The 16,451-nt window shown below is 75.1% G+C and carries 15 protein-coding genes; 6 read left to right on the top strand and 9 right to left on the bottom strand.

From position 1 onward, the window contains the following. Nucleotides 1–34: 34 nt before the first annotated feature. The 7 genes from secF to SOY78_RS06005 form a co-directional block, all read right to left on the bottom strand. Entirely contained in the window at nucleotides 35–1,075 is a 1,041-nt protein-coding gene (secF, locus tag SOY78_RS06035; RefSeq protein ID WP_141844006.1) for a protein translocase subunit SecF, read from the bottom strand. Beyond that, entirely contained in the window at nucleotides 1,072–2,892 is a 1,821-nt protein-coding gene (secD, locus tag SOY78_RS06030; protein ID WP_141844008.1) for a protein translocase subunit SecD, read from the bottom strand. The genes secF and secD overlap by 4 nt, the downstream gene beginning before the upstream one ends. 70 nt (nucleotides 2,893–2,962) lie before the next feature. After that, the gene (gene yajC / locus SOY78_RS06025; protein WP_324701281.1) at nucleotides 2,963–3,430 is read right to left on the bottom strand and encodes a preprotein translocase subunit YajC; all 468 of its coding nucleotides are present in this window, start codon (nucleotides 3,428–3,430) and stop codon (nucleotides 2,963–2,965) included. Nucleotides 3,431–3,490: 60 nt separating this feature from the next. Continuing rightward, nucleotides 3,491–4,513 carry a Holliday junction branch migration DNA helicase RuvB gene (gene ruvB, locus SOY78_RS06020; RefSeq protein WP_317676439.1) on the bottom strand — a complete coding sequence of 341 codons (1,023 nt, stop codon included), beginning with the start codon at nucleotides 4,511–4,513 and terminating at the stop codon, nucleotides 3,491–3,493. Further along, entirely contained in the window at nucleotides 4,510–5,154 is a 645-nt protein-coding gene (ruvA, locus tag SOY78_RS06015; RefSeq protein WP_049147639.1) for a Holliday junction branch migration protein RuvA, read from the bottom strand. The genes ruvB and ruvA overlap by 4 nt, the downstream gene beginning before the upstream one ends. An 80-nt stretch (nucleotides 5,155–5,234) precedes the next feature. Then, nucleotides 5,235–5,870 (bottom strand): crossover junction endodeoxyribonuclease RuvC, encoded by a 636-nt coding sequence (gene ruvC, locus SOY78_RS06010; protein WP_036317938.1) that lies wholly within the window; start codon nucleotides 5,868–5,870, stop codon nucleotides 5,235–5,237. A gap of 47 nt (nucleotides 5,871–5,917) precedes the next feature. Beyond that, nucleotides 5,918–6,679 carry a YebC/PmpR family DNA-binding transcriptional regulator gene (locus tag SOY78_RS06005; RefSeq protein ID WP_036317934.1) on the bottom strand — a complete coding sequence of 254 codons (762 nt, stop codon included), beginning with the start codon at nucleotides 6,677–6,679 and terminating at the stop codon, nucleotides 5,918–5,920. A gap of 99 nt (nucleotides 6,680–6,778) precedes the next feature. Here SOY78_RS06005 and SOY78_RS06000 point away from each other — a divergent pair, with 99 nt between their 5' ends. Beyond that, nucleotides 6,779–8,872, top strand: a complete 2,094-nt coding sequence (locus SOY78_RS06000; RefSeq protein WP_324701280.1) for a M3 family metallopeptidase — start codon at nucleotides 6,779–6,781, stop codon at nucleotides 8,870–8,872. Between the two features lie 6 nt (nucleotides 8,873–8,878). Here the strand turns inward: SOY78_RS06000 and SOY78_RS05995 are convergent, their stop codons facing one another. Next, nucleotides 8,879–10,279, bottom strand: coding sequence for an alpha/beta hydrolase family protein (locus SOY78_RS05995; RefSeq protein ID WP_324701279.1), 1,401 nt, complete (start codon nucleotides 10,277–10,279; stop codon nucleotides 8,879–8,881). 87 nt (nucleotides 10,280–10,366) lie between these two features. On the opposite strand from SOY78_RS05995, the gene msrB reads away from it, so the two are divergent. The 4 genes from msrB (at nucleotide 10,367) to SOY78_RS05975 (ending at nucleotide 15,142) form a co-directional block, all read left to right on the top strand. Next, a complete protein-coding gene (msrB, locus tag SOY78_RS05990) occupies nucleotides 10,367–10,882 on the top strand; it encodes a peptide-methionine (R)-S-oxide reductase MsrB (protein WP_098092617.1) in 516 nt (171 codons plus the stop codon). 75 nt (nucleotides 10,883–10,957) lie between these two features. After that, nucleotides 10,958–11,572 carry a DUF3000 domain-containing protein gene (locus SOY78_RS05985; protein ID WP_020627849.1) on the top strand — a complete coding sequence of 205 codons (615 nt, stop codon included), beginning with the start codon at nucleotides 10,958–10,960 and terminating at the stop codon, nucleotides 11,570–11,572. A 71-nt stretch (nucleotides 11,573–11,643) separates the two neighbouring features. Next, nucleotides 11,644–12,894 carry a ribonuclease D gene (locus SOY78_RS05980; RefSeq protein WP_158184419.1) on the top strand — a complete coding sequence of 417 codons (1,251 nt, stop codon included), beginning with the start codon at nucleotides 11,644–11,646 and terminating at the stop codon, nucleotides 12,892–12,894. 76 nt (nucleotides 12,895–12,970) lie between these two features. After that, complete coding sequence (locus SOY78_RS05975; protein ID WP_324701278.1) at nucleotides 12,971–15,142, top strand: 3-hydroxyacyl-CoA dehydrogenase NAD-binding domain-containing protein; 2,172 nt, start codon at nucleotides 12,971–12,973, stop codon at nucleotides 15,140–15,142. A gap of 41 nt (nucleotides 15,143–15,183) precedes the next feature. Here SOY78_RS05975 and SOY78_RS05970 read toward each other — a convergent pair whose 3' ends face one another. Next, complete coding sequence (locus tag SOY78_RS05970; protein WP_036382836.1) at nucleotides 15,184–15,840, bottom strand: hypothetical protein; 657 nt, start codon at nucleotides 15,838–15,840, stop codon at nucleotides 15,184–15,186. Nucleotides 15,841–15,934: 94 nt separating this feature from the next. Between SOY78_RS05970 and SOY78_RS05965 the strand changes: the two genes are divergently transcribed. Then, nucleotides 15,935–16,447, top strand: coding sequence for a Rieske (2Fe-2S) protein (locus SOY78_RS05965; protein ID WP_036382834.1), 513 nt, complete (start codon nucleotides 15,935–15,937; stop codon nucleotides 16,445–16,447). Nucleotides 16,448–16,451: the final 4 nt, after the last annotated feature.

Raw genomic sequence — 16,451 nt, 5'->3', positions numbered from 1 at the left:
CCCCAGGAAGACCACCGGGGCCGCAGCGGCTCCGTCAGAGCCGTGCGCCGTCGTCCCAGGGGGCGACGTCGGGATCGGTGACCGCGTCTGAGCCACGCTCCCGGGTGGCCCGGGCCGCGGCCCGGGCGTCGTGGTCGCGCACGTCCGCGTCGTTGCGGCGCAGCAGGGCGTACAGCGGCGCCTGGAGGAACAGGGTGGACAGGGTGCCCACGATGATGCCCACGAACAGCGCGAGCGCGATGTCCCGCAGCGTGCCGGCACCGAGCAGCCCCGCGCCGATGAACAGGATCGAGCCCACCGGCAGGATGCCGACGACAGAGGTCGTGATGGACCGGACGAGCGTCTGGTTCACCGCGAGGTTCACGTTCTCGACGAAGGAGCGCTCCGGGTCCTCCTCGGCCCCGATCGTGTTCTCGCGGATCTTGTCGAAGACCACCACGGTGTCGTAGAGCGCGTAGGACAGGATCGTGAGGAAGCCGATGATGGCCGACGGCGTGATCTCGAAGCCGGTGGCGCCGTAGATGCCGGCGGTCAGCGCGACCACGTAGAGCATGCCGAGCACGGCGGCCAGGGACATCTTCCAGGTGCGGAAGTACACGGCCATGAACAGGGTCACGAGCACCACGAAGATCACCAGGCCGATCAGGGCCTGCTGCGACACCGCGGCGCCCCACGTCGGCCCCACGAAGGTCGAGGTCACCTGGTCCTGGCCGACGCCGTAGGCCTCCTGCAGGTTCGCGGCCACGGCTCGGGTCTGGGCGTCGTCGAGCTGCTCGGTCTGGACGCGCACGGTGCCCGGGGCGACGTTCGTGACGGTGGCGTGGCCGTCGGCCAGCACGTCGGTCACGGCGCGCTCGCCCGCGGCCACGTCGGTGGAGGCCGTCTGCGAGACGGTGAACTCGGAGCCGCCCCGGAACTCGATGCCGAGGTTGAAGCCACCGCGGAGGGCGGTCAGGCCGCCGGCGAGGACGAGCAGCAGGGCGGCGAGGGCGAACCACCGCCGCCAGCGCTGGATGAACGGGTAGGAGATGCGGCCCGAGTAGAGGGCGTTGCCCCAGTCGGCGAAGCGGTTCACTGGTCCTCCTCCTGGCGGCGGCGCTCGGCGCGGCGTCGCTCGGCGATCGTCATGGGCGGCTCGGTGCGCGAGCGTCGGCCGCCCCGGGCGGACGAGCCCGCGCGGGGGGCGCCCGTCGCGACGAGCGGCCGCGGGGCGTCGTCGGCCGCCGCGTCATCGGCCGGCTCGTCGGAGGCCTCCGCCGGGAGCCCGGTGCGGGGGGCGGTGGCGGGCTCGCGGAAGCGGCCGGCGCCCTGATACAGGGACGGCCCGCCCAGCAGCGACGGGTCCAGTCCGGACATCGGGTGTCCCTCGCCCACGAAGCGGGTCTGGGCCAGCAGCACCATGAGCGGGTGGGTGAACATGAACACCACGATCAGGTCGGCGATCGCGGTGAGGCCGAGGGTGAACGCGAAGCCGCGCACGTTGCCGACGGCCACGAAGTACAGCACGACGGCGGCCAGCAGGTTCACGGCCTTGGACGCGGTGATCGTCCGCCGGGCGCGCTTCCAGCCCTCGTGCACGGCGACGGGCACGGTGTGGCCCGCGCGCAGCTCGTCCTTGATGCGTTCGAAGTAGACGATGAACGAGTCCGCCGTCAGACCGATCGCCACGATGAGCCCGGCGATGCCCGCGAGGGACAGGCGGTAGTTGTCCGTCCAGCCCAGGATCGCGATGGCCAGCCACGTCAGCACGCCCGCCACGATGATCGAGGCGAAGGTCAGCAGGCCCAGGGCCCGGTACTGGAAGAACTGGTACACGGCCACAAGGCCGAGGCCGATCAGGCCGGCGATCAGGCCCCAGAAGAGCTGGTCCCGGCCGAGCGTGGCGGAGATCTGCTGCTCGGACTCGATCGAGAAGGAGATCGGCAGGGAGCCGTAGTCGAGCTGCTCAGCCAACTGCTTCGTCGTCTGCTCGTTCAGGGTGGGGCCGCTGATCTGCGCGCTGCCGTTGGTGATGACCACGTTGGACTGCGGCGCGGAGATCACGTCCCCGTCCAGCAGGATCGCGAACTGCTTGCGCGGGTCGCCCTCGGGGTACGGGGTGAGCTTCTGGGTGACCTCTGTGAAGGTCTTGGCGCCCTCCTCGTCGAACTCGATGTTGACGACCCACTGGTTGGTGGAGACGCCGCCCTGGGCCTGGGCCATGCCGTTGGACGCGCCCTTGATCTGGGTGCCCGGGATGACCACGGGGCCCAGGATGTACTTCTGGGCCGGCGTGACGGCGCCGTCCGCGAGCTCCGCGGAGGGCTGGCAGGCGACGATCGCCCGGTCGGACGGCGGCGGGGGCGCGGCCGGGTCCCGCGGGGCGGTGCAGTCCGTGGCCTGGAACTCGGCCAGCAGGGCCGGGGTGACCCAGTTCGGGTCGTAGGCGTCCGCCGGCTCCCCGTCGGGCTTCGGCAGCTGGTCTTCGGGCAGGCGCTGGTCCTCGGGGGTGGCCTCCCCCGGGCCGGACTGCAGCACGGGGCGGAACTGCATGTCCGCGGACGCCTGGATCAGGCGGCGGGTCTCCTCGTCCGGGACCCCGGGCAGGGAGACGACCACGTTCTGGGAGCCCTGCGTGGCGACCTCCGCCTCGGCCACGCCGGAGCCGTCCACACGCTGGCGGATGATCTCCACGGCCTGGTCCAGCTGCTCGGGGGTGACGGACTCGCCCGTCGAGGTCTCGGGAGCCAGCACCATCTGCGTGCCGCCCTCGAGGTCGAGGGCGAGCTTGGGAGCCCAGGAGGCCGCGCCGGAGGCCACGCCCCCACCGAGGATCGCGGCCAGGACCACGAGGAGGGCGGCCAGCCAGGCCAGGGTGCGCCCGGCGGAGCCGGTGGGTGTTCTCTTCGCCATTGCTCAGGTGCTTCCGTCACATTCGAGCGGCCCCGCCAGGCGGGGCCGCGTGTGCAGGGGTGGGTGGGCCTCAGGCCAGGTCGTCGCGGCGCGGACGCGGGTCGGCGGCGTCGTCGACGCGGTACTCGGTGCCGGGGGCGTCATCCAGACGGGACGGGTCCGTGGTGGGCGCGGCGGCGGGGTCGACACCGGCCGGGGCCTCGGACGCGGCGGCCGTCTCGGGCTCCACGACGGTGGTGACGCCCTGCAGGTGCACGTCCATGCGGGTGCCCGGGGCGGTCTCCAGCGTCACCCGCTGGCCCGCGGTGTCCACGGCCACGACGGTGCCGAAGATGCCGGCGCCCGTCATGACCTCGTCGCCCGGGGGGAGGCTGCTGCGCATCTGCGCCTGCTGCTGCTGCACCTTCTTGCCCTTGCGGAAGGAGAGGAAGAGCATCACCGCGAGCACGGCGAAGGCGACGAGCATGAGCAGGCTGCCGCCACCCCCCTGGGCCTGCTGGGCGATCACGGGCAGGGTCGCGGCGGTGGCGACGGGCATGGGGGACTCCTGATGCTCGGGGTGGGCGGGCCTGTCCAGTGTAGGGGCCCGCCCTGGGCGTCACGGTCCCGGCGTGGCCTCCGGGACGGCGAGGCCCAGGTGCTCCCAGGCCCCCGGCAGCGCGACGCGGCCACGGGGGGTGCGCGCCACCATGCCCTCGCGGATGAGGAAGGGCTCGGCCACGGTCTCCACGGTCTCGGACTCCTCCCCCACGGCGGTGGCCAGCGTGCTGAGCCCCACGGGCCCGCCGCCGAACGTGGTGCACAGGGCGGTGAGCACGGACCGGTCGAGCCGGTCCAGGCCACGCCCGTCGACGTCGTACATGTCCAGGGCGGCGGCGGCGTCGTGCGCGCCGACCTCGGCCAGCCCCTTCACGAGCGCCCAGTCCCGCACGCGGCGCAGCAGCCGGTTGGCGATGCGCGGGGTGCCGCGCGAGCGCCGGGCGATCTGCCGGTACCCCTCCGTGGCCAGCCGCATGTCCAGCAGCAGGGCGGAGCGGCGCAGGACGCGCTCGAGCTCCTCCTCGGTGTAGAAGTCCAGGTGACCCGTGAAGCCGAAGCGGTCGCGCAGCGGCCCCGGCAGGAGGCCGGCCCGCGTGGTGGCGCCGACGAGCGTGAAGGGCGGCAGCTCGAGCGGGATCGAGGTGGCGCCGGCGCCCTTGCCCACCACGATGTCCACGCGGAAGTCCTCCATGGCCATGTAGAGCATCTCCTCGGCCGGGCGGGACATCCGGTGGATCTCGTCGAGGAAGAGCACCTCACCCTCGGTGAGCGAGGACAGGATGGCCGCGAGGTCGCCCGCATGCTGGATCGCGGGGCCGGAGGACAGCCGCAGGGGGGCGTTCATCTCCGCGGCCACGATCATCGCCAGCGTGGTCTTGCCGAGCCCGGGCGGACCGGACAGCAGGACGTGGTCCGCGGCGCGGTCCCGCAGCCGGGCGGAGGCGAGCATGAGGTCCAGCTGCTCGCGCACCCGCATCTGGCCCACGAACTCGTCCAGGTGCTTGGGGCGCAGCGCGGCCTCGAGCCGGCGCTCCTCCGGGTCGACGGCCGCCGCGGACAGCGGTGAGGACTCCGCGCTCATCGCCCGCCTCGCACCGCGCCGGCCATGCCGACGTCGCGCAGGGTGGCGCGCAGCAGCGCGGCGACGTCGCGGCCCTCGTCCAGCTCCGGGCGGGCCGCCACGGTGGCCTCGACGGCCTTGAGCGCCTCCTTCTCGGACCAGCCCAGGCCGGCCATCGCCTGCACGACGTCGGCGTGCCAGAGCGCCTCGACGGTCGGCTCGGCGCTCGCCTCGGCCTCCGCCTCGGGCACCGGCTCCCCGGTGGGCGCGAGGCGGCCGGAGAGCTCGACGATGATCTTGCGCGCCATCTTCGGCCCGATGCCGGGCACGCGGGTGAGGGTCTTCTCGTCCTCCTCGGTGACCGCCCGGCGCACGGTCTCGGGGTGGTGGACGGAGAGGATCGCCAGGGCGAGGCGGGGACCCACGCCGTTGGCCGTGATGAGCACCTCGAACACCTCGCGCTCGTCGCGGTCCGCGAAGCCGTAGAGGGTCAGGGCGTCCTCCTTGACCACGAGGTGGGTCTGCACCGCCCCCGGCCGGCCCTCGTGCAGGGTGGACAGCGTCTGCGGGGTGGCGGAGAACTGCACACCCAGGCCGCCGACGGCGATGACCGCCCGGTCGAGGGCCACGTGCTCGACGGTGCCGCTGAGCGAGGCGATCATGAGGGGCCCTCCTGTCGGGACGGACGGACGCCGGTCGGCGCGGATTCGAACATATCATCGAACGCCGGCCCGGCAGCGGCCTACCGGCGACGCCCGCCGCCCGCCGAGCGCTCGGCGTCGAGCCAGGCCCGCTGCGCGGCGGTGAGCTGGCCCCGCGGGCGGGCGCGCGCGGGCGCCTTGGCGGCGAACTGCGAGCGCCCCGCCCGGGAGGCGAGGTCTGCGGTGTCGAGGCCGGTCTGGCCGGCGGCCGCGCCGAGGGCGGTGCCGCGCCAGCCGTGGGCGATGGCCAAGGCGAGGGCGTCGGCCGCGTCGGCCGGGCGCGGCGGGGCGTCGAGGCGGAGGATCCGGGTGACCATCGTGGTGACCTGCTCCTTGCCCGCATCGCCGTGTCCGGTGACGGCGGCCTTGACCTCGGAGGGGGTGTGCAGGCCCACGGGGACGCCGGCGCGCGCGGCCGCGGCGATCGCCACGCCCGCGGCCTGGGCCGTGCCCAGCACGGTCGGCGTGTTCGTGTTCGCGAACATGCGCTCGACGGCGGCGCGATCGGGCCGGTGCGCGGCGAGGACCGCGGAGACGGCCTCGTCGATGCGCAGGAGGCGCTGGTCCAGGGGGGCGGTGGGCGGGGTGCCCGTGACCTCGACGTGGACGAGCGCGGCCCGCCGTCGCGCGTCCACGTCCACCACGGCGATCCCGCAGCGGGTGAGCCCCGGGTCCACCCCGAGGATCCGGACGACGTCGGCGGGCCGGCGCGCGCTCAGCGCGATCAGTCCTCGTCGAGCTCGGCGAGGACCTCGGGGGCGATGTCCACGTTCGAGAAGACGTTCTGGACGTCGTCGAGGTCCTCGAGCGCATCGGCCAGCTTGAGGAAGGTGCGGGCGCCCGACGCGTCCAGGTCCACCTTCATGGTGGGGACGAACTCGAGCTCGTCGGACTCGTACTCCACGCCCGCCTCGTCGAGGGCCTTGGCCACGGACTGCAGGTCGGAGGGGTCCGAGAGGATCTCGAAGGAGTCGCCGGAGACGACGACCTCCTCGGCGTCCGCGCCGCCCTCGAGCACGGCCTCGAGCAGGCCGTCCTCGGTGTTGCCCTCGGCGGGCAGGCGCACGAGGCCCTTGCGCTCGAAGAGGAAGGAGACGGAGCCGGAGTCCGCCATGGTGCCGCCGTTGCGGGTGACGGCCGCGCGCACGTCCGCGGCGGCGCGGTTCTTGTTGTCGGTCAGGCACTCGACCAGCAGCGCCGAGCCCTGGGGGCCGCGGACCTCGTACATGATCTCGGCGTAGTCGATGACCTCGCCGGTCAGGCCGGCGCCGCGCTTGACGGCGCGGTCGATGTTGTCGTTGGGCACCGAGGCCTTCTTGGCCTTGGACACGGCCAGGTCGAGGGCGGGATTGCCGGCGACGTCGGGTCCGCCGGCACGTGCCGCGACCTCGATGTTCTTGATGTACTTCGCGAACGCCTTGGCGCGCCGCGCGTCGATGACGGCCTTCTTGTGCTTGGTGGTCGCCCATTTGGAATGTCCTGCCATCACGCCTCCTCAGGTCTGGATCTCGTCTGCTGGCTCGACCGCCCAGTCTAGCGACGCCCGGTGGGGTGGCGCGGATCACGGCTGACTACACTCGCGCCCATGACCCACACCTCCGCGCCCTCCGTCCTGCCCGCCGACCACCCGCTGGCGACCCCCTCCGACCTGCCCTACGGGCTGCCCGACTTCTCCGCCGTCTCCGACGCGCAGCTGGCCGAGGCCGTGCGCGCGGGGATGGCGGCCCAGCGCGCCGAGGTCGACCAGATCCTCGGGGCGGCCACGGCGCCGACCTTCGAGAACACCGTCCGCGCGCTCGAGCTGTCCGGCCAGCTGCTGCGCCGCTCCGCCGCCATGTTCTTCACGCTCGTCGGCTCGGACGGCACGGACGCGCGGCAGGCCCTGGCCGAGGAGCTCTCCCCCGAGCTCGCGGCCCACGAGGACGCGATCCTGCTGGACCCGCGGCTGGCGGCGCGCGCCGCTTCGATCGACGACGGCGGCCTCACGGGCGAGGACGCCCGCCTGCTGGAGACGCTGCGCCTGCGCCTCTCCCTGGCGGGGGCGGACCTAGACGAGGCCGCGCGCGAGGAGCTGCGCGGGATCAACACGGAGCTGGCGTCCCTCTCGGCCGCCTACACGCGCCGCCTCGTCGCGGACACCGCCGCCCGCGCCGTGCTCGTCACGGACCGCGAGCGCCTGGCCGGTCTGAGCGAGGACGACCTGGCCTCGGCGGCGGGGGCGGCCGCCGAGGCGGGGCACGGGGACGGGGACGCGGCGGCGGGCCCGTGGCTGCTGACGCTGTCCCTGTTCACGTCGCAGCCGTGGCTGGCGTCCCTGCAGGACGAGGGGATGCGGCGCGAGGTGTTCGAGGCGTCGACGGGCCGGGGCGGGTCCGGGGAGCACGAGACGCTGACGACGGCGATGGCGATGGTGCGGCTGCGGCTGCGCAAGGCGCGGCTGCTGGGGGCGCAGAGCTGGGCCGAGCAGGCGCTGAAGGACCGGGCGGCGCCGTCGACGGCGGCCGTGGAGGAGCTGCTGGCCGCGATGGCGCCGCGGGCGATGGCCAATGCGCGGGCGGACGCGGCGACGGCGGCGGCGCACGCGGGCCGGACGGACGCCGAGGTGGCCCCGTGGGACTGGCCGGCGCTGTCCGCGGCGTACGCGCGGGAGGAGTTCGCGGTGGACGCGGACGCCCTGCGCCCGTACTTCGAGCTGGACCGGGTGCTGACCGAGGGCGTGTTCGCGGCGGCGACGGCGCTGTACGGGCTCACATTCGCCGAGCGCCCGGAGCTGGCGCGGCACCTGTACCGCCCCGGGATCCGGGTGTTCGAGGTGACGGGTGAGGACGGTGCCGGGGTGGGTCTGTTCGTCGCGGACCTGTTCGCGCGGCCGACCAAGTCCGGCGGTGCCTGGATGCACACGGTGCGGGACATGGCGGACGCCCTGGGCGAGCGCCCGGTGGTGTTCACCACGATGAACGTGCCGGCCCCGGCGGCGGGGCGTCCGGCCCTGCTGTCGTTGGATGAGGCCACGACGCTGTTCCACGAGTTCGGCCACGCCCTGCATGGGCTGCTGGCCCGGGGCGAGTACGCCTCGCTCACCGGGACGAACGTGCCGCGCGACGTCGTCGAGTTCCCGTCGCAGGTCAACGAGGTGTGGCTGCGCGAGCCGTCCCTGCTGGCCGCGTACGCGCGGCACGTGGAGTCGGGCGAGCCGCTGCCGGCGGGGACGCTGGAGCGGCTCGAGGCTGCGGACCTGTGGGGCGAGGGGCACCGCACGGTCGAGTACCTGGGCGCAGCGCTCGTGGACTGGGCCTGGCACTCGCTGACGGAGGAGACGGTGCACGCCGCCACGGCCGACCCGGCCGCGTTCGAGCGCCGGGTGCTGACCGAGGCGGGCATCGACCCGGACCTGGTGCCGCCGCGCTACGGCACCGGCTACTTCAAGCACATCTTCGGCGGCGGCTACGCGGCCGGGTACTACTCCTACGTGTGGGCCGAGGTGCTGGACGCGGACGCCGTGGAGTGGTTCCGCGAGCACGGCGGGATGACGCGGGAGAACGGCCGCCGGTTCGCGGACGAGCTGCTCTCGCGGGGCGACACGCGTGACCTGCTGGAGTCCTACCGCGCGTTCCGTGGCCGGGACGCCGAGCTCGAGCCGCTGCTGCGCCGTCGGGGGCTGGCGGACGCCGCGGCCTGAGCGCGGTCAGCGCCCCCGGCCGCCGGGGCGGGGGGCGCTGAGCACGGCGCGCAGCCAGCCGCGCACGGTGGTGTCCCACTTGCGCGGGTCCACGTTCTGCTCGCGGGTGTGGCGGGCCTGGTGGAAGCGGACGAACCGCACGAGGTCCGGGTTGCGCTCGGCCAGGTCCTGCGAGGGGCCGACGGGCACGTACTCATCGTCCTCGGAGTGCAGGATCAGCGTGGGCACGCGCACGTGGTCGGCGCGGGTCACCCAGTCCAGGGCCTTGAGGTCCACGGGGGCGGCCAGGCCCGTGATGAACCGGCCGGCCCGGTTGGCCAGCAGCCACTGGCCGAGCAGGCCCACGGCTTCGGGGATCCGGTTGAGCCGGGCCTGGTGGCGCAGCACGTCCACCCAGTCCACGACGGGGCCCGTCAGGACCACGCCGCGCACGTGCGTGGCCAGCGGGGAGCGGTCCACGGTCTGCAGCACCACGGCCCCGCCCATGGACCAGCCGAAGAGGACGACGTCCCGGGCGCCGTGGTCGAGGGCGTAGCGGATGGCGGCCTCGACGTCCTCCCACTCGGTGGTGCCGAGCCCGTAGCGGGCGTCGGCCGCGTCCGGGGCGTCCCCGTCGTTGCGGTAGGAGATCAGCAGCGACGTCATGCCCAGGCGGCGGGCGGTCGGCACGGCGCGGATGCCCTCGTTGCGGCGCGCGCCGCGGCCGTGGACCATCACCGCCCACAGCCCCTCCGCGGGACGGGGTTCGCCGTCCTCGCTGGGGCCCGGCGCGATGCGCCATGCGCGGGCGTGGCCGCCGGGCACCGGCACCTGCACGTCCTCGGCGTCGAGCCCGGCGTCGGCGGGGGTCGGGTAGACGAAGCCGGTGAACCGGCCCCGGGTCGCCGTCGTCAGATCGCCGGAAAAGACCTCCTCGACCGCGCGCTGCACCGTGCCGTCCCGGGGGTCGAAGGAGGTGATCTCCCCGATCCGGGCGCATCCGGCGCCGTCGTCGAACGTGAGGGAGTACTGGCCGGGCACGGTGGTGTACTCGTCGGCCTGCAGGATCACGTCCTGCCCGGCGGGCGTGTCGACGACGGCGAGGATCGGCGTGGACTCGGCGTGGCGGCGCACGGGGGTCACCACGGTGCGGGCGAACACGCCCGCGAGCGCCGAGCTCGCCCCGGCCAGCACGAAGGCGGAGGCCGCGGCGACGCTGAGCACGGGCGGGGCCCAGCGGGCCACCGGGGAGGCCACGGCCACGCCGCCGCGCACCGATCCGGTGACTCCGCGGCGGACCAGGCGGCCCGCTCGGCGGACGCGGGACTCGCGACCCCCGGCCCGCCGGGATGCCACGGTGACGGCGGCGGCCAGGGCGGGCGGCAGGTCGGCGGGGCGGGGACGGGGACGGCGGGGTCGTGCGGCCATGCGCGCCATTGTCCTCCACGGGCGGGCGCGCCCGCCAATGCGGCGCCGGTCGGGAACACGACGGCGCTCCGGACCGTTGCACCGGGCATGACCGAGACTCCCCACACCCCCCATGACGGCCCCACCCCCGACCCCGCGCGGGACGCCCCCGCACCCGAGCAGACCCTGGCCGCCCCGGGCGGCACCCGCCTGACGGACGAGGAGTGGGCCCGACGGCTCACGCCCGAGGAGTTCCAGGTGCTGCGCCGGGCCGGCACGGAGCGGCCCTTCACGGGCGAGTACTGGGACTCGCACGTGAAGGGCGTGTACGCGTGCCGGGCGTGCGGGTCCGAGCTGTTCCGCTCGGACGAGAAGTTCGACGCGCACTGCGGCTGGCCCTCGTTCTTCGCGCCGCTCGCGGAGGACCGGGTGGAGTACCTGAAGGACACCACCCTGGGCATGGAGCGGATCGAGGTGCGGTGCGCGGCGTGCGGCTCCCACATGGGTCACGTCTTCGCGGGCGAGGGCTATGACACCCCCACGGACCTGCGCTACTGCATCAACTCGATCTCGCTGCGCCTGGCCCCCGCCGACGACGCGGCGGCCCCGGACGGGGCGCGCTGATCCGGTGCGGGAGCGCCGTGGCGTCCACGGCGCGCCCCCGCGGCCCGCTGGGCCCCGCAGCCTAGGCTGACGGGCATGAGCGTGATCGGGCCCCGTCGCCTCTCCGCCGCCCCCGGAGCGGTCGAGGCGCCCGTGCCGCCGGGGGTGTTCCGGCGTGCCCTGGCGGACCTGCGCGATGCGCGGCCACGGACCGAGGTGCGGCTGCGGGAGATCCCGGCACCCGAGGGGCAGGCGCCCTTCGCCGTCGCCCTCGCCGCCGACGTGTGCGACGGGCCGGGCGCGACCGGCGGCGTGCTGGCCACGGGGCGGTTCGTCCTCCTGCACGACCCGGCCCCGGACGCCCGGTGGCCGGGAGGCTTCCGGGCGGTGACCTGGATCCGTGCGAGCCTGGAACCGGACGTCGCACTCGACCAGCTGGCCGGCGCCGTCGCGTGGACGTGGCTCGTGGAGGCGCTCGAGCGCCGCCACGCCGAGCACTCCCACGCCGGCGGCACCGCGACGCGCAGCATCGCGGAGGGCTTCGGGACGCTCAGTGCGGCCCCGGACACCACCGACATCGAGCTGCGCGCCTCGTGGACCCCAGCCCCGCGGGACCTCGGCTCGCATCTCGAGGCGTGGTCGGACATGATCTGCGCGTTCGCCGGTCTGCCGCCCGAGCACGCCGCGGACGTCCACACGGCCGGCCCCTGACCGCGCGCCCGCGCCTCCGTCACACCGGGCCCCGGCCCGTCCCCGCCCCGACCTCCCCGAACAGGAGCAGCATGACCGACGCCCCCGAGACGGCCGCCCCGGACGCGCCCCCGCGGCTGATCGCCACACCGGCCGGTGGAGTCCCCCGGCTCACCGACACCCGCGCGGGTCTGGAGGCCTGCGCCGCGGCGCTCGCCGCGGGGACCGGGCCGGTCGCCGTCGACGCGGAGCGCGCCTCCGGGATCCGGTACGGCCAGCGGGCCATGCTCGTCCAGCTCAAGCGCGAGGGCGCCGGCATCTGGCTCGTCGATCCCGAAGCCCTCGACGGGCTGGCCCCGCTGCAGGAGGCCCTCGCGGGCGTCGAGTGGATCCTGCACGCGGCCAGCCAGGACCTGCCCTGCCTGGCCGAGCAGGGGCTGCGCCCCGATCGGCTGTTCGACACCGAGCTCGCGGCCCGGGTGGCCGGCCTGCCGCGCGTCGGCCTGGCCGCGGTCCTGGAGGAGCTGCTGGGGGTCACCCTCGCCAAGGAGCATTCGGCCGCCGACTGGTCGGTGCGTCCGCTGCCCGAGGCGATGCTCGCCTACGCGGCGCTCGACGTCGAGCTGCTCGTCCCGCTGCGCGAGGCCCTGATCGCGCGCCTCGAGGCCGACGGCAAGCTCGCGTGGGCCGAGCAGGAGTTCGAGCACGTGCGCACGGCCCCGCCGCCCACGCCGAAGAAGGACCCCTGGCGCGGCACCTCGGGCTCCCAGACACTGCGCCGCCCCGTGCAGCGCGCGGTCCTCAAGCGCCTGTGGGAGGCCCGCGAGGACCTCGCCCGCCACCGCGACGTCGCCCCCGGCCGGCTCATCCCGGACCGGTCGATCGTCGCCGCCGCGGCCGCCCAGCCGCGCACCGTCCCCGCCCTGCGCCAGACCTCCGGCTTCCACGGCCGCGCCGCGAGCCGCGAGGCTCCGCGCTGGATCGCCGCGATCCGGGCCGGCGTCGAGGACGCCGAGCGGGGCGACGCCCCCGCGGCGCAGGTCCGCACCGGGGACGGCCCGCCCCCACCCCGGGCCTGGAAGGACCGGGACCCGGTGGCGGACCGCCGCCTGCGCACGGCCAAGGCCCGCGTCGCCCGTCGGGCCGAGCAGCTGGGGATGCCCACCGAGAACCTCCTCACCCCGGACACCCTCCGGCGGATCTGCTGGACCCCGCCCGCCCCGATCACCCCCGAGACCGTGGACGCGTTCCTGACGGAGCGGGGCGCGCGCCCGTGGCAGGTGGAGAACGTCGGCGCGATCGTCACGGTCGCGCTGCTGGACCCCGATCCCGCCGACGCCTGACCCCCCGACGCGGCCGGCCGGATCGGTCCGTCGCGTCGCGTCGACGCGGAGGCTACTCGCCGGTAGTGTGACCCGCATGACATCCGTTTCTCTTGCTTCCTTCGACCACCTGCCCGCCCTGGCCCCGGATGAGGTCGTCACCACCGTCACCGTGACCGACCACGCCCTGCCCGAGGGTGCGGGCACGCTCGCGCTGCTCACGCTGGACAACGGGCAGGGACCCCGCCGGCCCGCGACCCTGGGCCCGGCCACGCTCCTCGGCCTCGGCCGGGTGCTCGACGAGCAGGCCGCCCGGGCCGCCGCGGGCGAGATCCAGGCCCTGGCCGTGACCGGTGTGGAGGGGACCTTCGCGGCCGGGGCGGACCTGTCCCTGATCGCGGGCCTCACCGACGACGTCGGCCGCGACCTGGCCCTGCTCGGCCACGCCGTCTACGACCGGCTCGCGGCCCTCGAGATCCCCACGGTCGCGCTCGTGAACGGCCTCGCCCTCGGCGGCGGCCTCGAGCTGGCCCTGGCCGCCGGACACCGCGTGGTGGCCGCCGACGCGAAGGGCTTCGGCCTGCCCGAGGTCCGGCTCGGCCTGATCCCCGGCTGGTCCGGCGTGTGGCGCGTGCCCCACCTGATCGGCCCGGAGGCCGCCGTCGACGTCGTGCTGAAGAACCCCCTCGACGACAACCGCATGCTCGACGCCCGCGCCGCGCACGGGCTCGGCCTCATGGACCGGATCGCCGAGGGGGACCTCCTCGACGCCGGCCTCGAGCTCGCCGGCGCCCTGGTCACGGGGGACGAGTCCGTGGCGGCCGAACTGGCCGCCCACCGCGACCGCGACGTGTCCGACGCCGCCTGGGACCGTGCCCTGGCGGCGCTGGAGCGGCTGCAGGCCGCTCGCCCCGGACGCCACCTGCCGGCACGCCGCCACCTGGAGGACCTGTTCACCGGCGCCCGCACGCGCACCCGCGCCGAGTCCGCCCAGGCCGAGGCGGACGCCCTCGGGACCCTGCTGCACTCCCCCGAGTTCCGCCGCACCGTGTACGCGTTCCTCGACCTCGTCCAGGGCCGCGCCAAGCGCCCCGCCGGCGACCCGGGCCGCGAGCTCGCCCGCGAGGTCCGCAAGGTCGGCATCGTCGGTGCAGGCCTGATGGCCGGCCAGCTCGCCCTCGTCTTCGCCCGGCACCTGCGGGTGCCCGTCGTGATGACGGACGTCGACGCCGAGCGTGTCGAGCGCGGCCTGGCGGGCGTGCGCGCGCAGGTCGAGAAGATGGTCTCCCGTGGACGGCTCTCCGCCGAGGACGGCCAGGCCCTGGCCGGGTTGATCACCGCGGACACGGACAAGGCGGTGTACGCGGACGCCGACATCGTCATCGAGGCCGTCTTCGAGGAGCTCGAGGTCAAGCGCACCGTCTTCCGCGAGCTCGAGGGCATCGTGCGTGAGGACGCCATCCTGATGACCAACACCTCGAGCCTGTCCGTGGCCGCCATGGCCGAGGTCCTCGAGCGTCCCGAGCGCCTCGTGGGCTTCCACTTCTTCAACCCGGTGGCGGTCATGCCGCTCGTGGAGATCGTGCGGACCGAGGCGACGACGGACGAGGTCGTGGCCACCGCGTTCGAACTGACCCGCCGGCTCCGCAAGACCGGCGTGCTCGTCCACGACGCCACCGCGTTCGTGGTCAACCGCGTCCTGCTGCGCATGATGGGCGAGGTGCAGAACTCCTTCGACGAGGGCACCGACGCGCACGAGGCCGACCACGCGCTGGACCCGCTGGCCCTGCCGATGACGCCGTTCACCCTCCTGGCCATGGTCGGCATCCCCGTGGCCCAGCACGTGTCCGAGTCCCTCTCCGCGTCCTTCGGCGCGGAGCGCTTCCCGGTCTCGGCGAACCTGCAGCGCCTGATCGACGCCGGCAAGACCGCGATCTGGGCCAAGGACGTCCGCCCCGACCGGCGCGACGAGGAGGCCGCCGGCGCGACCGGCGAGCAGATCCCGGAGGCGACCGCGGCCCTGCTGGAGCAGGGCTCGACCCCGCAGACCTCCGAGGAGCTGCTGCGCCGGGTCGAGGACGCGCTGGCCGAGGAGATCGGCCTGCTCCTGGACGAGCGCGTCGTCGCGGCCCCCGAGGACGTGGACCTGTGCATGATCCTCGGCGCCAACTGGCCCCTGCACCTGGGCGGCATCACGCCGTACCTGGACGACTGCGGGGCCGCCGAGCGGGTGAACGGGCGGCGCTTCCACCCGGCCGCGCAGGCCTGACCGGCCCCGGCCGGGCCGTCCGCGACGGCCCGGCCCACGGCTCAGGCGATCGGCAGCCCGGCGAACGTCACCACGTGCGCGTCGAGCCCGGCGGTCGCCGCGGCCTGGTCGGCCACGGGGGTCGAGGCGGTGCCCCCGCCCCAGTCGGAGGCGACCACGGCGCCCTCGCGCACGAGGTGCGCCCCCAGCTCCACGCCGTCCGCGACGACGGCCACCCGCACGTCCGACCCGCCCGCGTCCGCCGGGCGCAGCTCGGCGCGGGGCACGCGCAGCCCGCCCTGCAGGGGCGAGGCCTCCTCGAGCCGGTCCACGGCGAGCGGGCCCTCGGCGGCCACCCGCGCGAGGAGGAGGTACTCCGCGTACGAGGGCAGCACCGCGGCGTCGATGCCGGCCCGCTCACGGTCGATGCGCACCCGCTGGGCTCCGGCGGAGTCCTCGTGGGTCGTCCATGCCCAGCCGTCCCCGTCGGGCGTGAAGCCGACCTGCGTCTGGGCGAGGTAGCGCTCGGGCAGTCCACCGCGGGCGGCGCGCTGGGCGGGCGTGGGGGCGAAGCCCATGCGGGTGGTCAGCACGCCGTCCTCCAGCACCCGGTGCAGGAAGCCGACGTGCACGTCGTCGAGGGTCACGGCCTCCCACCGCTCGAAGGGAGTGAGGTCGAAACGGGCGGCGCCGGTGGGGCGCGGGGCGGGGTGGGTCACGGCGGTGCTCCTGGGGCTCGGGGGTCCGTCCCCCCGATCCTCGCACCCGTCGGGCCCGGTCGCATCCGCCCTCGCCACGGGCGATAATGGGTCGATGACCACGCAGGACTCCCCCCTCACCCCGAACTCCTCCCGGTCCGGCTGCTGCGACGACCACGCCCGCCCGGACACCTCCCGCCGCACCGTCCTGGGCCGCGGCGCCGCCGTCGCCGCCGCGGGTGCCGGCACACTCGCGCTGGCCGGCTGCACGGACCGGCTACGTGAGAAGGACACCGCGCAGGACCACTACACCGGCTCCGACGCCGTCGACGCGCTGCCCGCCGCCGAGCTGCCCGTGGGCGCCTCCCGGGAGGTGCAGGTGCAGGGTCGGACGCTGATGATGCATCGCGTGGACGAGACCACGGTGACCGCCTTCACCAACGTGTGCACGCATCAGGGCTGCCTGCTCCAGGTCGTGGACCGGCAGGAGGGCCCGGCCTACGCCTGCCCCTGCCACGGCTCGCACTTCGACGTCACCTCGGGGAAGCCGTTCGGCGGCCCGGCCCGCCAGGCCCTCATGGACTACGACGCGGCCGTCGTCGACGACCGCATCGTCGTCAAGCTCTGAGCCC

Origin of the sequence: Micrococcus sp. HOU01 (assembly GCF_035609305.1) — a bacterium.
Lineage (GTDB): Bacteria > Actinomycetota > Actinomycetes > Actinomycetales > Micrococcaceae > Micrococcus > Micrococcus luteus.
This window is presented reverse-complemented; position numbering and strand designations above follow the sequence as displayed.

What these genes read in the sequence shown, in the direction of transcription:
- msrB (WP_098092617.1), top strand. Translation starts at nt 10,367, where the DNA reads ATGACCGAGACTCCCCACACCCCCCATGACGGCCCCACCCCCGACCCC.
- ruvA (WP_049147639.1), bottom strand. Translation starts at nt 5,154, where the DNA reads ATGATCGCCTCGCTCAGCGGCACCGTCGAGCACGTGGCCCTCGACCGG.
- SOY78_RS05985 (WP_020627849.1), top strand. Translation starts at nt 10,958, where the DNA reads ATGAGCGTGATCGGGCCCCGTCGCCTCTCCGCCGCCCCCGGAGCGGTC.
- SOY78_RS05980 (WP_158184419.1), top strand. Translation starts at nt 11,644, where the DNA reads ATGACCGACGCCCCCGAGACGGCCGCCCCGGACGCGCCCCCGCGGCTG.
- secD (WP_141844008.1), bottom strand. Translation starts at nt 2,892, where the DNA reads ATGGCGAAGAGAACACCCACCGGCTCCGCCGGGCGCACCCTGGCCTGG.
- SOY78_RS05975 (WP_324701278.1), top strand. Translation starts at nt 12,971, where the DNA reads ATGACATCCGTTTCTCTTGCTTCCTTCGACCACCTGCCCGCCCTGGCC.
- SOY78_RS06005 (WP_036317934.1), bottom strand. Translation starts at nt 6,679, where the DNA reads ATGGCAGGACATTCCAAATGGGCGACCACCAAGCACAAGAAGGCCGTC.
- SOY78_RS05995 (WP_324701279.1), bottom strand. Translation starts at nt 10,279, where the DNA reads ATGGCCGCACGACCCCGCCGTCCCCGTCCCCGCCCCGCCGACCTGCCG.
- ruvB (WP_317676439.1), bottom strand. Translation starts at nt 4,513, where the DNA reads ATGAGCGCGGAGTCCTCACCGCTGTCCGCGGCGGCCGTCGACCCGGAG.
- SOY78_RS05965 (WP_036382834.1), top strand. Translation starts at nt 15,935, where the DNA reads ATGACCACGCAGGACTCCCCCCTCACCCCGAACTCCTCCCGGTCCGGC.
- yajC (WP_324701281.1), bottom strand. Translation starts at nt 3,430, where the DNA reads ATGCCCGTCGCCACCGCCGCGACCCTGCCCGTGATCGCCCAGCAGGCC.
- SOY78_RS06000 (WP_324701280.1), top strand. Translation starts at nt 6,779, where the DNA reads ATGACCCACACCTCCGCGCCCTCCGTCCTGCCCGCCGACCACCCGCTG.